Raw genomic sequence first — 14,699 nt, 5'->3', positions numbered from 1 at the left:
AAGGGTCAGTCTTCGAGGTTGTCGACTCCCGGCATCCAGCTCGCGCCGGGGCGACCCCAGCCGCGCTTGCGGGCGATCTTCTGCACGGTCTTCCAATCACCGTCATCCAGGCGGTCGACGTAAAGGATGCCGTCGAGGTGGTCGAACTCGTGCTGCAGGATGCGGGCCCGCCAGCCGTCCACTTCGATGCGCACCGGAGCGCCCTTAAGGTCGATGCCGGTGACGAGCGCGCTATCGGAACGACGCAGCGGGAACCGCTCACCCGGGAACGACAGGCACCCCTCCGACTCCTCGTCGGGGTCGGGGGAGCCGGGCTCGAGCGGGCGCACCCACAGCTCGGGGTTGACGATCACGCCGCGCCAGGGCTGACCGTCGTCGTCCTCGTAGGAGTACGTGAAGATGCGCAGCCCCACCCCGACTTGGGGAGCGGCCAGGCCCACGCCGGGCGCGGCATCCATCGTCTCGAACATGTCGCGCACCAGGTCGCGAACCTCGTCGGTGATCTCCGCCACAGGTGCGGCGGGGGAGTGAAGGACAGGGTCGCCCATGATGCGAATCGGAAGAACAGACACGCCCTTGAGCCTACCGAGAGCGCTGTGACGATATTGTCGAGGGGTGATGTGGGCGGGGAGTCTCGAAGACGTCGGCGATCAGTTCGTCGGGGCGTTCCAGAACCCCGGCCTGCTGCTGGGGATCCCGCTGGCGCTGGCCGGCGCGGTCTTCATGTCCTTCGGGGCGCAGTACCAGCACCGAGGCGTCGAGAAGGTGGAGCGCCTCAGCGGCACCGACGGCTCCACCGGCCTGACCGGCGGCCAGCTGAAGCAGCTGCTGGCGCGCCCGTCGTGGGTGGTCGGCACGATCATGCTGGGTCTGGCCATCATCTGCCAGCTCGGCGCGCTGAGCGTCGCACCGCTGATCGTCGTGCAGCCCCTCGGCGCCGTCGCGCTCGTGATCACCACACTGCTCAACGCGCGAGTCACCGGGCACACGCCCACCCGGCGGTCACTGCTGGCCATCATCGCCTGCGTGGGCGGCATCTTCTGGTTCGTCATCGTGGCCGCCCTGTTCGCCACCGAGCAGACAGTGACCAGCCGCCAGATCATCATCGTGCTGGTCATCCTCAGCGTTATCGCCCTGCTCCTGGTCGGCTTCTGGCTGCTGGTGCGGCGACGCCACGGCATCCGTGCGCTCTTCTACATCCTCGCCGCCGGCATCGTCTACGGGTTCGTCGCGACCCTGGCGAAGATCGTCATCAAGCGCATCCAGGCCGGCGACTTCGAGTGGCTCACGATGCTGTGCGTCGTTGCGCTGCTGGCCAGCACCGCGCTCGGTGCCTACTTCGTGCAGACGGCATACTCTTCGGGTCCACCCGACCTCGTCATCGCCGGGTTGACCGTCGTCGACCCCATGGTCGCCGTACTCATCGGCCTGCTGGTACTCGGCGAGGGCGCCGCGGTGCCGCTGTGGGGCATGATCATGTTCGGTATCGCCGGCGCCATCGCCATCTGGGGCGTGACGACGCTGGCGCGCTACCATCCGCAGGTGGTCTCGGAGAGCCGGGAGCTGCCGTTCAAGCGGGGCAGTTCCGGCAGTTCCGGCAGTCCCGGGACTCCCGGCGCTCCCGACTCCGGCGCCGACGAGGATCCGCTCGCCTGATCCTCGCCGGCCTCACGATAGGCTCGAACGCGAGGGGCGGTGGCCAAGCTGGTCAAGGCAGCGGGCTCATAACCCGACGATCGTGGGTTCAAGTCCCACCCGCCCTACAGAAACCGTCGCAGCACACGCGCGCACGGATCATCGGCGTCAACGGGCGGAGAAATCACTTGTGATTTCTCGGACCCATCGGGGATAATGGCCGCAGCACAACCGAACAGCACGCCGTGCTCCGAATCAGGTCGTAGGGGAAGACGCACCTGACGAAGGAGAAACCATGGCGACACCACAAGCGCGCGGAGTGATCTTCATTCACTCAGCGCCGCGGGCGTTGTGCCCCCACCTCGAGTGGGCTGTCGGGCGAGCGCTCGGCCGCGCCGTGAACTTCGAGTGGGTCGAGCAGCCGGTGCTGTCCGGCAGCCGCCGCGCCGAGTTCTACTGGGAGGGTCCTGCCGGCACCGGCGCGGCCCTCGCGACCGCGATCCGCGGCTGGGAGCACCTGAGGTTCGAGGTGACCGAAGACCCCACGCCCCGCAGCGACGGCGGCCGGTGGCTGCACACACCAGGTCTGGGCATCCACTACGCGCAGACCGACAGCGCCGGCAATGTGGTGATCGGCGAAGACCGGGTGCGCTACGCGATCGAAGTCGCCGCCGGTGACCCGATGGAACTGCAGCGTGAGCTGCAGGTCGCTCTGGGCGCCGCGTGGGACGAAGAACTCGAGCCGTTCCGTCACGCCAGCGACGACGCACCCGTCGTCTGGCTGCACAAGGTCGGTTGACAGCTTCAGGCGGTGCGCGGCGCCAGTATCGGACCTCGGTGAGAACTCCCGGGGACCGGGACAACGTCCGCTCCGTCTGATCACGAAAACGCTCCCGGATGCCCGACGAGTCGGGTGTCCGGGGGCGTGGCGCTTCGCTCAGGCCGAGCGGAAGGCGGCGACGGCGTTGTGCCCGCCGAAGCCGAACGAGTTGGTGATCGCGAGCTGGTCACCGTCGCCAAGCGGCGTCGGCTCACCCGACAGGCGGAACGGCACGGCCGGGTCCTGTTCGGTCAGGTTGATCGTGGGCGGTGCCACGCGGTCGCGCAGGGCCAGCACCGTGAAGATGGCCTCGAGCGCCCCCGTGCCGCCGAGCAGGTGCCCGGTGGATGCCTTGGTGGCGGAGACCGGGATCTCGTCGACGCGAGACCCGAACACGGCCTTCAGAGCCTGGTATTCGTTGGGGTCGCCGACGGGCGTGGAGGTCGCGTGGGCGTTGACGTGCGTCACGTCGTCGGCCGAGGCGTCGGCCTGCGCGAGCGCCATCTCGACGGCGCGAGCAGCGCCCGTGCCCGCGGGGTCGTTCGCGGTGATGTGGTACGAGTCCGCGGTGACGCCGCCGCCGGCGACGACGGCGTAGATCTTGGCGCCGCGCGCCTTGGCGTGCTCCTCGGTCTCGAGGATCAGCACACCGGCGCCCTCGCCCATGACGAAGCCGTCACGGTCGATGCTGGCCGGCCGCGATGCGGTGGCGGGATCGTCGTTGCGACGCGACAGCGCCTGCATCGAGGCGAACGCGGCGAGGGTGATCGGGTGGATCGCCGACTCGGTGCCACCGGCGATGACGACGTCAGCCAGACCAGCTCGGATGTGCTCCACGGCGTTGACGATCGACTCCGTGCTCGACGCGCACGCGCTGGCCACGGTGCGCGCATACGCGCGGGCACCGAAGTGAAGCGAGAGGTTGCCCGCGGCAGCGTTGGGCATGAGCATCGGCACCGTCATCGGCATGACCCGACGCGGCCCCTTCTCACGCAGCGTGTCCCAGGCATCCAGCAGGGTCCACACGCCGCCGATACCGGTGGCGAAGTCCACGCCGAGGCGTTCGGGGTCGACCTCGGGTGAGCCGGCATCCGCCCACGCCTCCATCGCCGCCACCATCGCGAACTGCGACGCCGGGTCCAGACGCTTGGCGACGGGTCGGTCCAGCACCGTGTCGGGGCGAACGGCAGCCTGCGCCGCGAACGTGACCGGCAGCTGGTACTTCTCGACCCAGTCGTACTCCAGCGTGCGCGAACCGGAGACACCGGCCAGCAGGGCCGACCAGCTCTCAGGCGCGGTGCCGCCGATCGGCGACGACGCACCGATCCCGGTGACGACGATGCGGGGACTGCTCATGTGGTGCTTCCTCCAACGGAGCCGTGGGGGCCGAAGCCCCCACCGCTACCGGCTCAGGCCTGGTTGGACGTGATGTATGTGACGGCGTCGCCGACGGTCTTGAGGTTCTTGACCTCTTCGTCCGGGATCGTCACGCCGAACTTCTCCTCGGCGTTGACGACGATCGTCATCATCGAGATGGAGTCGATGTCGAGGTCGTCGGTGAACGACTTCTCCAGCGACACCTCTTCGGCAGAGATGCCGGTCTCGTCGGTGATGAGCTCTGCGAGCCCGGCGAGGACCTCTTCGGTGCTGAATGCCATGGGTATTCTCCTGTTTCTTCTGGGTCTTCGGCCCGGGCGGGCCGTATTTCAGTCTAGGGTTGCCGGTCTCCCACTCAGGGGAGCACGACCACCTGCGCGCCGAACACCAAGCCGGCGCCGAAACCGATCTGCAGGGACAGACCGCCGGACAGTTCCGGGTGCTCTTCGAGCAGGCGGTGGGTGGCGAGTGGGATGGATGCCGCGGAGGTGTTGCCCGTGGTTTCGATGTCGCGGGCGATGACGACAGAGTCGGGCAGCTTCAGCTGCTTGGCGAACTCGTCGATGATGCGCATATTCGCCTGGTGGGGGACGAACGCGGCGAGGTCGGCGGCCGTGACGCCCGCGGCATCCAGTGCCTGCCGGGCGACCTTCGCCATCTCCCACACCGCCCAGCGGAAGACCGTGGGGCCTTCCTGGCGGAGCGTCGGCCACGGCGCCTTCCCGTCGCGGAAGTCGACGAGGGTGGCGTTCATGCCCACCGCGTCGGACTTCGAACCGTCGGAGCCCCACACGGTGGGTCCGATCCCGGCGAAGTCGCTGGGACCGATCACGACCGCGCCGGCGCCGTCGCCGAGGAGGAAGGAGATCGACCGGTCGGTCGGGTCCACGATGTCACTGAGCTTCTCGGCGCCGATGACGACGGCGTAGTGGGCGGCGCCCGCGCGGATGAGCGCATCCGCCTGCGCGACGGCGTACGCGAAGCCCGCACAGGCCGCGTTGACGTCGTACGCTGCCGCCGGGTTCGCCCCGATGCGGTCGGCCACGATCGCCGACACGGAGGGAGTCTGCTTCGGGTTGGACACCGTCGCAACGATGACCGCGTCGATCTGACCGGGCTCCACGCCCGAGCGGGCCACCGCCTCGGCGGCGGCCTCGGAAGCGAGGTCCACGGCGGTGGTCTCGGCGACGGCGCGTGCGCGGGTGACGATGCCGGTGCGCTGGCGGATCCACTCGTCACTGGAGTCTATGGCGCCGACGAGGTCGTCATTGGGCACCGACACTTCGCCGCGCGCCGCGCCGTAGGCGTAGATGCGCGTATGCGCCGCGCCGGAGGACTGGCGGAGGGTTGCGCTCATGTTCATGCTCCCAGCAACGCCGCAGCTGCGGCGAGATCGTCGGGCGTCTTCACTGCAACCGTTGGTACACCCCGGAGGGCCCGCTTGGCGAGCCCGGTGAGCGTGCCGGCGGGGGAGAGCTCGATGATGCCCGTGACGCCGCGCTCAGCGAACGACGCCATGCACAGGTCCCAGCGCACCGGCGAGGCCACCTGGGCCACCAGCAGGTCGAGGGCCTCACGGCCGGCGGAGACGGTCGAGCCGTCGTGGTTGGTCCACAGCGTCATCGCAGGGTCGGCGGGCTGCACGTCGGCGGCGGCACTGCGCAGCGTCTCGACGGCGGGCACCATGTAGCGGGTGTGGAAGGCTCCGGCCACCTGCAGCGGGATCACCCGGGTGGCCCGCGGCGGCGCGGCGGCAAGCTCGGCAAGGGCGGCGAGGGCGCCGGCGGCGACGATCTGCCCGCCGCCGTTGTAGTTCGCCGGTGTGAGGTCGAGTCCGGCCAGCCGCGCGAGCACGGCATCCTGGTCGCCGCCGATGACGGCGCTCATTCCGGTCTGTTCCCGCGCGGCGGCGTCGGCCATGGCGCGACCGCGGATGCCGACCAGGCGCATGCCTTCGTCGGCCGTGAGCACACCGGATGCCACGAGCGCCGTGATCTCGCCGACGGAGTGGCCCGCCACGCCCTGGGGCTGAGCCGGTGCGACGTCCTGAAGAGCGGCCCACGACAGCAGTCCCGCCGCCACGATGAGCGGCTGGGCGACCGCGGTGTCGCGGATGCGATCGGCATCCCACTCCGTACCCGCGGCGATCAGATCCACACCGGCGGCGTCAGAAGCCTGCGCGACACGGTCGGCGGCTCCGTCGAGCTCGAGCCAGGAGGAGAGGAACCCGGGGGTCTGCGAGCCCTGGCCCGGGAAGACGGCAATGATCACTTAACCCATCCTGCCAACATCGGGCGCCCGGGTTCTGGCGAACGCGTCACAAGAAACGGACGAAGCCTTGTGAACCCGACACAATCCGCCACGGCGCTCAGACGTGCTGCCGGCGGTGCGGGGTGGGCCGGCGACGCGCGGCATCCGTCCCGATGGAGCCGAGCACCAGGGCCGTCTGCAGGATGAGAGCTTCGCGGGGCCCGGTGGCATCCCAGCCGATCACGTCGGAGACCCGCTTGAGCCGGTAGCGCACCGTGTTGGGGTGCACGAACAGTTCTCGCGCCGTGGCCTCGAGCGAGCGCCCGTTGTCCAGGTAACTCCACAGGGTCGCGACCAGGTCGGTGCTGTGGGCCTGCAGGGGCCGGTAGATGCGCTCCACCAGCGTCTGCTTGGCCACCGGGTCGCCCGCCAGCGCGCGCTCGGGCAGCAGGTCGTCGGCTTCGACCGGGCGCGGGGCGTTGCGCCAGGCACGCGCGACGGCGAATCCGGCCAGGGCGGCGCGAGCGCTCTGGCTCGCCTCCACCAGTGCCGGCACGGCAGGGCCGAGCACGAGATAGCCGGGGCCGAAGCAGGGCTCCAGCCGTTGCGCGATCTCGGTGAACGGCAGTTCGTTCTCGGGAGTCTCCTCGCGCCCCGGCGGGCGGGACCTGCCGATGACGAGCACCAGGCGCAATCCCTGCACCCCGATGAGCACGTCGACGTCGAGCTTGCGCGCCGTACGGCGCACCTGGTCCACGTCGAACTGCGGCGGCGTCGTGCCCACCAGCACCGCGACCTCGCCATGACCGTGCCAACCGAGCGCCGCGATCCGGCTGGGCAGTTCTTCGTCGGTCTCGCCCGTGAGGATCGAGTCGACCACGAGAGCTTCGAGGCGCGCATCCCAGAGACCGCGCGCCTCGGCGGCACGGGCGTAGACGTCGGCTGCCGCGAAGGCGACCTCCCGCGAGTACAGCAGGATCGCCTCGCCCACATCCTCGGCACGCCCGGTCACCCGCTCCTCGGTGACCGCGACGGTCACCCGGATCAGCTGCAGCGTCTGGGTGAGGCTGACACTTCGCAGCAGCTCACGGGGAGCTGCTGCGAAGATGTCAGCCGCAATCCACGGCGTCGAGGTCGGGTCGTCGTACCACTGGATGAACGACGTGATCCCGGCCTGGGCGACCAGGCCCACCGACGATCGGCGCGCCGGCGGCATCTCCGCGTACCAGGGGAGCGTGTCCTCCAGTCGCTTGATGGTCGCCGAGGCGAGATCGCCCGAGACGCGCCGCAACCAGGCGAGCGTCTCAGCTTTCTCCGATGCTGTCGGGCGGGATGCCATGCGGTTTATCAGCTCTCGCCGCCCGCATTGCCGCTGGTGCCGGCGGTGACGTCGTACAGACGGTACTTGTCGATCGCCTGCGCGGACAGGCCGCGGTCGACCACGCCCTCCTCGGCAAGCGCCTGGAGCGTGCGCACCACGATCGACGGGCCGTCGATCTTGAAGAAGCGACGCGCAGCGGGGCGGGTGTCGGAGAAACCGAAGCCGTCGGCGCCGAGCGTGACGAACCGCTGCGGAACCCAAGGCCGGATCTGATCCTGCACAGCGTGCATGAAGTCACTGACGGCCACCACGGGACCCTGCGCCTCGCGCAGCTTCTCGGTGAGGTAGGCCGTGCGCGGCTCATCCGCGGGGCGCAGGAAGTTGTGCTCGTCGGCGGCGAGTCCGTCGCGGCGAAGCTCCGACCACGAGGTGACCGACCACACATCGGCGATCACGCCCCAGTCGTCCTTCAGCAGACGCTGGGCCTCAAGTGCCCACTGCACACCCACGCCCGACGCCATCAGCTGTGCGCGAGGGCCTTCGCCCTCACCGACCGAGATGCGGTGGATGCCGCGGACGATGCCGTCCACGTCGACCCCCTCGGGCTCGACCGGCTGCACGTACGGCTCGTTGTACACCGTGAGGTAGTACATGACGTTGGGATCCGGGTGGGTCCCGCCGTACATGCGCTCCAGACCGGTACGCACGATGTGGGCGATCTCGTAACCGAACGCGGGATCGTAGGAGATCGTCGCCGGGTTCGTGGATGCCAGCAGCAGCGAGTGCCCGTCGGCGTGCTGCAGACCCTCGCCTGTCAGGGTGGTGCGGCCTGCGGTCGCACCGATGATGAACCCGCGGGCCATCTGGTCGCCGGCTGCCCACTGAGCGTCGCCCGTGCGCTGGAAGCCGAACATCGAATAGAAGATGTACACCGGGATCAGCGGCTCACCGTGCGTGGAGTACGACGTGCCCACGTTGGTGAACGCTGCCACCGCGCCGGCCTCGTTGATGCCGACGTGCAGGATCTGGCCCTGCGGGCTCTCCTTGTACGCCAGCAGCAGCTCGCGGTCGACGGAGGTGTAGTTCTGACCGTGCGGGTTGTAGATCTTCGCCGTCGGGAAGTACGCGTCCATGCCGAACGTGCGCGCCTCGTCGGGGATGATCGGCACGATGCGGTGACCGAAGCCCTTGGAGCGCAGCAGATCCTTCAGCAGGCGGACGAACGCCATCGTGGTGGCGATCTCCTGCGTGCCCGAGCCCTTCTTCGGCAGCGCGTAGGCGGTGTCGTCGGGGAGCGGGATGGGCACGTGCTTGGTGCGCCGCTCCGGCAGGAACCCGCCGAGGCTGCGACGACGCTCCACCATGTAGCGGATCGTCTCGTCCTCCATGCCGGGGTGGTAGTACGGCGGCAGGTACGGGTTCTCCTCGAGCTGAGCATCCGTGATCGGGATGCGCATCGAGTCGCGGAAGTGCTTGAGGTCCTCGAGCGTCATCTTCTTCATCTGGTGCGTCGCGTTGCGCCCCTCGAAGTGATGACCGAGCCCATAACCCTTGATCGTCTTGGCGAGGATGACCGTCGGCTGGCCCTTGTGAGCCTTGGCGGTCTGGTACGCGGCGTAGACCTTCTGGTAGTCCAGTCCGCCGCGGCGGAGCTTGCCCCAGATGTCGTCGTCGGACCAGTCCTCGACCATCTTCGCGGTGCGCTCATCGCGCCCGAAGAAGTGGTCGCGGATGTACTTGCCGTCTTCAGCGCGGTACGTCTGGAAGTCGCCGTCGGGCGTGGTGTTCATCAGGCGAACCAGCGCGCCCTCGTCGTCCTGCTGCAGCAGCTCGTCCCAGCCGCGTCCCCAGACCACCTTGATGACGTTCCAGCCGGCGCCGCGGAAGAAGCTCTCCAGCTCCTGGATGATCTTGCCGTTACCGCGGACCGGGCCGTCGAGGCGCTGCAGGTTGCAGTTGACGACGAAGGTCAGGTTGTCCAGACCCTCGTTGGCAGCCACCTGCAACTGGCCGCGGCTTTCGACCTCGTCCATCTCGCCGTCACCGAGGAACGCCCACACGTGGGAGTCGGAGAGATCCTTGATCCCGCGGTTGGTGAGGTACTTGTTGGTCATCGCCTGGTAGATCGCGTTGATCGGTCCCAGACCCATCGACACGGTCGGGAACTGCCAGTACTCCGGCATCAGACGCGGGTGCGGGTACGACGGCAGACCGTGGGGCGCCTTCGACGCCTCCTGACGGAAGCCGTCGAGCTGCTCGGTGGTCAGACGCCCCTCGAGGAACGAGCGGGCGTAGATGCCGGGGGAGGCGTGACCCTGGATGAAGACCTGATCGCCGCCCGACGGGTCGTCGAGGCCGCGGAAGAAGTGGTTGAAGCCGACTTCGTACAGCGACGCGGACGAAGCGTAGGTCGAGATGTGACCGCCGACACCGATGCCGGGCCGCTGGGCGCGGTGCACGGTGACCGCGGCGTTCCAGCGGATCCACCGGCGGTACCGGCGCTCCAGCTCCTCGTCACCGGGGAACTCAGGCTCGTTCTCGGGCGCGATGGTGTTGATGTAGTCCGTCGTCGGAACCTGCGGCACATTCAGCTGCAGTTCGTGGGACTTCTGCAGCAGGCTCAGCATGATCTCCCGGCCACGGCCGGAGCCGCGGGAGTCGACGAGCTGCGAAAGCGACTCTTGCCACTCCGCGGTCTCCTCGGGATCGCTGTCGAGAGCCTCCTGCGAGTACGGATCCTGATCGTTGACAGTCACGGATGACCTTTCTCGTATGGCAGATCGTGCCAGGCACTCACGATGCGGGCCGTGCGGGCTCTTGTCAGCACCACACAACACGCCATCATTCAGCCTACCCACTAGGCGGCTGCTCGTGGCGTCGACCGCACACCGATCCGAGCGAGCGGAACGGGTGCGGAAGTGATGTCGTGGCCGGTACCAGGATCGAACTGGTGACCTTCTCCGTGTAAAGGAGCTGCGCTACCGCTGCGCCAACCGGCCATCAGCCATCCTAGGCCTCGGCCGGCGGGGTGCGCGGGAGGTAGGTTGGGAGGGTGAATGCCAGCCCAACCGACCAGCGTCGACTTCTCGACATCGCCGAACTCGACGCACGCATCGGACAGGCCGAGCGCCTCCGCAGCAACCCGCCGCAGGCTGCCCGCGTGAAGGAGCTGCTCGCGCAGCGCCAGACCTACCAGCAGGAGCTCACCCGCATGCTGGGTGTGCGCGACGACGCGCGCACCGAACTGTCGCGCATCGAATCCGATGTCGCGGTGGTGCAGGCCCGCAGCAACCGTGACGCGCAGCGGCTTTCCACCAGCGCCAATGCCAAGGAAGCGCAGGGTCTCGAGAGCGAGATCGCGTCGCTGGCCAAGCGCAAGAACGCGTTGGAAGATGCCGAGCTCGAGGTGATGGAGCGCCTGGAGCGGTGCGACGCCGACGTCACCGCGCAGGAGAAGTTGATCGCCGAAACCAACGCGGAGGGTAGCCGGCTTTCCGACGAGGCGAAGGCCGTCGTCACCGACGCGACCGCCCGGCTCGAGGAGGCCAAGCGCGATCGCGCGGCCCTCGTCGCCTCGCTCCCCGACGCGCTCGTCGCCCTGTACGACCGCATTGCCGCGCGTTCGACCGGCGCTGCGCTGCTGCGTCGGGGCACGTGCGAGTCCTGCCGCATGGTGCTGTCCGAGACCGATGTGCAGGCAATCCGCCAGTCGACTGCGGACGCCGTGCTCACCTGCCCCGAGTGCGGCTGCATCCTCGTGCGCACGGAGGAGTCCGGCCTGTGACCGGCACGGCCGGTGGCCGAGTCTGACCCCGCGCCGACGTGGATCGTCGTCGGCCGCACCGCCGACGGCGTCGCCGTCGCACTGCTGGACGCTGACGGCACCGAGACCGGGCGGCGCCCCGTCGCGGATCTGCCGGCGTGGGTGGCCGAGACCGAGGCGACCCACGCGCCCCGCTGGGTGTGGAACGACACCCCGTCGTGGTACGACGCCATGCTCGCCACCGGCATCCGGGTCGCGCGCTGTCACGACCTGCGGCTGAGCCACGCCATCCTGCGGGACTGCATGTACGTCACCGACGCCGCAGCCCTCCACGCCGCCGGCGACTGGGATGCGGCGGTCGGCGACATCGGCGACGCCCCGCCCGCCCTGTTCGAACTGGATGCGGTTCCAGGCAGAGCGCTGCCGGACGGCCTCGACGATGCGCTGGCGGAGTTCCGCCGGCAGCGCGACGCGCTCGCCTCGGCACGGGATCCCGGCCGCCTGCGACTGCTGATCGCCGCGGAGTCGGCCGGCGCGTTGCTTGCCGCCGAGATGCGCGCAGCGGGCCTGCCGTGGGACGCCGATGCCCACGACGCGCTGCTCAGCGGGCTGCTCGGTTCCCGCCCTCCCGCCGGCGGCGTGCCGCGCGAGTTGGAGCGGGCGGCGGGCCGCGTGCGCGAAGCGCTGGGGGACCCCACCGCGTCGCTGGACTCGCAGCCGAAGCTGCTGCGGGCGCTGCACCGGGTCGGAGTGCTGGCGCAGTCGACCAGCAAGTGGGAGCTGGCCCAGTACGACCACCCCGCGATCGCTCCGCTGCTGGAATACAAGAAGCTGGCACGACTGATGAGCGCCAACGGCTGGGCGTGGCTGGACGAATGGGTGCGTGACGGACGGTTCCACCCGGTGTACGTGCCCGGCGGGGTGGTCACCGGCCGCTGGGCCTCGTCGGGTGGGGGTGCGCTGCAGTTGCCGCGCCAGCTGCGCGGCGCGGTGCGCGCCGATCCCGGCTGGGTGCTCGTGGTCGCCGACGTCGCCCAGCTGGAGCCGCGCGTGCTCGCGGCGATGTCCGGCGACACCGCTCTGGCCGACGCCGCGCGCGGCCGCGATCTCTACGCCGGCATCGTCGCGCGCGGAGCGCTGCAGACCCGCGCCGAGGCGAAGGTCGCGATGCTCGGCGCGATGTACGGCGCGACGACGGGCGACAGCGGCCGTCTCGTGCCGGCGCTGCGGCGGGCGTTTCCCCGTGCGATGGCCCTGGTCGACGACGCCGCGCGCATCGGCGAGGACGGCGGCATCGTCGCCACCCGGCTCGGTCGCACCTCACCCCCGGCCTCCGGGGACTGGCGCGCCGCTCAGGGGCGTGCCGGCGAGGCGGAGGCGACGGATTCCGATGAGTCGCGGGCGCGTCGCTGGGCACGCGACCGCGGCAGGTTCACCCGCAACTTCGTGGTGCAGGGGACCGCCGCGGAGTGGGCGCTGGCGTGGCTGGCCGATCTGCGCGGCCGTCTCGCCGCGCTGCCCCCGGTGCCGCAGCCCGAAGCCGCGCCGCGCTCGGGTGCGGCCTTCGAGCGCCGCGCGCACCTGGCGTTCTTCCTGCACGACGAAGTGATCATCCACGCGCCGGCCGCGCAGGCGGATGCCGCAGCGCAAGCGGCCGTCGACGCCGCGGACGCCGCGGGACGGCTGCTGTTCGGCTCGTTCCCGCTGGATTTCCCGCTGGATCTGCGCATCGCCGAGTCCGCACAGAAGGACTGACTCAGCGGCACGCGACGTCGGCCCCCGTGGTCAACGAGGGATCGTTGAGCAGCGGCGTGTGCAGCAGGTGCGGGGCGACGGGGCCGGGCTCGGGGGCGATGAAACGGAACTCGAGGGTGTTCACCTCTGCCGGGGACAGGTTCACCCGCGCCAGGCTCGTCGGAAAGCCGTCGTCCACGGCATCCACCGCGGGCTCGGGTTCACCGTTCTTGCGTACCTCGTCGACGAACCAACCAGGCGGTGCTGCCACTGACACGTTCGTTCCGATGTCGCCCCAGGCCGTACCCCACAGGCCGCCCCCGGTCAGGCTGATCGGCAGCATCGGGTCGGCGTCCGCCGGTGCGGTGCTCCCCATCGTCAGCAACACAGAGACCTCGGCGCGCCCGTCGGAGCGGCAGACGGCGGCGCCGGTGGCGATGTCGACGTGCAGGAAGGTGCCCATCTTGCCGCCGGTGGCGTCGTTGAAGTACACCGCGAACGCATCCTCCCCGGCGGCAGCGTGGCGCGCACCGGGGCCGGCCAGCGCGGTGCCCACCAGCACCGCCTGTTCGTCGGGGTGCGCACTCCACAGCGACACCCGCCCCTGCGCGAGCGGCGTGGACAGCGCCTGCGCCCACGCCACCGGATCGATGCCGCCGGTCGCGAGACGCTGGAACAGCGCCTGGGTCGCCGACTGCAGGAACGCCGTCTGACCGACGGAGTCCAGCGCGACATACGGGTCGACGAGCAGCCGCTGCACGAGGTTGTCCGCCGTGAGCTCAGTGCCGTCGCCGAGCACGGCGGGGCCGGTGACGGCGAGGAGAGCACGCACCACGAGCGGGTCGATCGACAGCACCGCGTCCGGGGCCGCCCCGCCGCGCTCCTGCCACCACGCCGAGGCCAGCTCGGCGGTCAGTTCGAAGTCCGCCGTCATCGACGCGTTCTGCACGAAGCGCGCAACCACGTCGCCGTGCAGGTGCGTCGTGGCGTCGGGGACCGGCAGCAGCGGGGCAGTCAGGTGCGGGAATTCCCCCGAGTCGGCCTGTTCCAGCAGCGTCACCCGCCCGGCATCCGCCGACAGCAGGGCGAACGAACCGGTGATCCCGCCGCCGGTGCGCAGTTCGGCGTTGTTCTGGATGACCACCAGCACCGTGCGCGGCTCCTCGGCACCGAGGATGCCGGGAAGCACCGCCGTGGCATCCGCGATTCCCGCCGCAGCCGGCGCACCGACCGCGACGGCGTCGCGCAGCGCGGCCACCCCGGCGGCGACCGGCGGCAGCAGCGCGTCCACGTCGATCAGCGCGAGCTCCACCGCGGCGGCGTTCAGGACGCTCGCCGCGCGCAGGAGCGGTTCGTGCGCCGCGGCGAGAGCATCAAGGTCGACCACCGTGTCCTGGCCGCCGGTGCCGAAGGTGGCGGCGACGCCCGGCAGCGGTGCGACCGCGTCGGCGACGGCTGTGGTGTGCCGGGCGACCGTCGCCAGTGCCGCGACGTCACCGCCGAGCAGCGGCAGCGCCTCGGCCACGCCCCACACCGGGTCGGCAGCGGCCTGGGCGGCACGGTGTGCGTCGCCCTGCACGGATGCCAGGGCGGACTCGAGAGCGGACAGATCGCGCGCCTCGACCGCTGCCGGCAGGCTCCGCACTGCGGCGGCGGCCTGCGCCAGCCCGGTGCCCGCGACCAGGACCCGGGTGGTGAGCCAGCCGAACGCCACCAGGAGCAGGCAGAGCATCCCCACGCTCGCCCACACCATCGCGCGTACCGGCCCGCCGCGCCGCGCAGGCGCGGTGGCGGTCACC

The 14,699-nt window shown here is 70.2% G+C and carries 12 protein-coding genes and 2 tRNA genes; 5 read left to right on the top strand and 9 right to left on the bottom strand.

What is annotated here, in order from left to right; translation table 11 throughout:
- Positions 1–5: 5 nt before the first annotated feature.
- A complete protein-coding gene (def, locus tag QNO11_RS07270) occupies positions 6–572 on the bottom strand; it encodes a peptide deformylase (RefSeq protein ID WP_257509738.1) in 567 nt (188 codons plus the stop codon).
- Between the two features lie 46 nt (positions 573–618).
- Between def and QNO11_RS07265 the strand changes: the two genes are divergently transcribed.
- From QNO11_RS07265 to QNO11_RS07255, 3 genes are all read left to right on the top strand, one after another.
- On the top strand, positions 619–1,656 hold the full coding sequence (locus QNO11_RS07265) for a DMT family transporter (RefSeq protein WP_257509953.1): 1,038 nt from the start codon (positions 619–621) through the stop codon (positions 1,654–1,656).
- Between the two features lie 33 nt (positions 1,657–1,689).
- Positions 1,690–1,763: transfer RNA gene (locus QNO11_RS07260), tRNA-Ile, on the top strand.
- Positions 1,764–1,930: 167 nt separating this feature from the next.
- Positions 1,931–2,434 carry a DUF3145 domain-containing protein gene (locus QNO11_RS07255; protein WP_257509739.1) on the top strand — a complete coding sequence of 168 codons (504 nt, stop codon included), beginning with the start codon at positions 1,931–1,933 and terminating at the stop codon, positions 2,432–2,434.
- Positions 2,435–2,572: 138 nt separating this feature from the next.
- Here QNO11_RS07255 and QNO11_RS07250 read toward each other — a convergent pair whose 3' ends face one another.
- The 7 genes from QNO11_RS07250 to QNO11_RS07220 all read right to left on the bottom strand — a co-directional run bounded on the left by QNO11_RS07250 (position 2,573) and on the right by QNO11_RS07220 (position 10,402).
- Positions 2,573–3,811 carry a beta-ketoacyl-[acyl-carrier-protein] synthase family protein gene (locus QNO11_RS07250; RefSeq protein WP_257509740.1) on the bottom strand — a complete coding sequence of 413 codons (1,239 nt, stop codon included), beginning with the start codon at positions 3,809–3,811 and terminating at the stop codon, positions 2,573–2,575.
- Positions 3,812–3,864: 53 nt separating this feature from the next.
- Positions 3,865–4,113 (bottom strand): acyl carrier protein, encoded by a 249-nt coding sequence (locus tag QNO11_RS07245; protein WP_257509741.1) that lies wholly within the window; start codon positions 4,111–4,113, stop codon positions 3,865–3,867.
- A gap of 74 nt (positions 4,114–4,187) precedes the next feature.
- Positions 4,188–5,189, bottom strand: a complete 1,002-nt coding sequence (locus QNO11_RS07240; protein ID WP_257509742.1) for a beta-ketoacyl-ACP synthase III — start codon at positions 5,187–5,189, stop codon at positions 4,188–4,190.
- A 2-nt stretch (positions 5,190–5,191) separates the two neighbouring features.
- Positions 5,192–6,103: an ACP S-malonyltransferase gene (locus QNO11_RS07235; protein ID WP_257509743.1), complete on the bottom strand. Its 912-nt coding sequence runs from the start codon at positions 6,101–6,103 to the stop codon at positions 5,192–5,194.
- Between the two features lie 97 nt (positions 6,104–6,200).
- Positions 6,201–7,421, bottom strand: a complete 1,221-nt coding sequence (locus tag QNO11_RS07230; RefSeq protein WP_257509744.1) for a PucR family transcriptional regulator — start codon at positions 7,419–7,421, stop codon at positions 6,201–6,203.
- 8 nt (positions 7,422–7,429) lie between these two features.
- Entirely contained in the window at positions 7,430–10,159 is a 2,730-nt protein-coding gene (aceE, locus tag QNO11_RS07225) for a pyruvate dehydrogenase (acetyl-transferring), homodimeric type (RefSeq protein ID WP_257509745.1), read from the bottom strand.
- A 171-nt stretch (positions 10,160–10,330) separates the two neighbouring features.
- Positions 10,331–10,402: transfer RNA gene (locus QNO11_RS07220), tRNA-Val, on the bottom strand.
- A gap of 53 nt (positions 10,403–10,455) precedes the next feature.
- Between QNO11_RS07220 and QNO11_RS07215 the strand changes: the two genes are divergently transcribed.
- Positions 10,456–11,187 carry a zinc ribbon domain-containing protein gene (locus tag QNO11_RS07215; RefSeq protein ID WP_257509746.1) on the top strand — a complete coding sequence of 244 codons (732 nt, stop codon included), beginning with the start codon at positions 10,456–10,458 and terminating at the stop codon, positions 11,185–11,187.
- A gap of 12 nt (positions 11,188–11,199) precedes the next feature.
- On the top strand, positions 11,200–12,921 hold the full coding sequence (locus tag QNO11_RS07210; RefSeq protein ID WP_257509747.1) for a bifunctional 3'-5' exonuclease/DNA polymerase: 1,722 nt from the start codon (positions 11,200–11,202) through the stop codon (positions 12,919–12,921).
- Between the two features lies 1 nt (position 12,922).
- Here QNO11_RS07210 and QNO11_RS07205 read toward each other — a convergent pair whose 3' ends face one another.
- A complete protein-coding gene (locus QNO11_RS07205) occupies positions 12,923–14,698 on the bottom strand; it encodes a DUF4012 domain-containing protein (RefSeq protein ID WP_257509748.1) in 1,776 nt (591 codons plus the stop codon).
- Between the last annotated feature and the right edge of the window lies 1 nt (position 14,699).

Origin of the sequence: Microbacterium sp. zg-B96 (assembly GCF_030246865.1) — a bacterium.
Taxonomy (GTDB): Bacteria; Actinomycetota; Actinomycetes; order Actinomycetales; family Microbacteriaceae; genus Microbacterium.
Note: the sequence above shows the minus strand (reverse complement) of the source record. Positions and strands in the feature narration are given on the sequence as shown.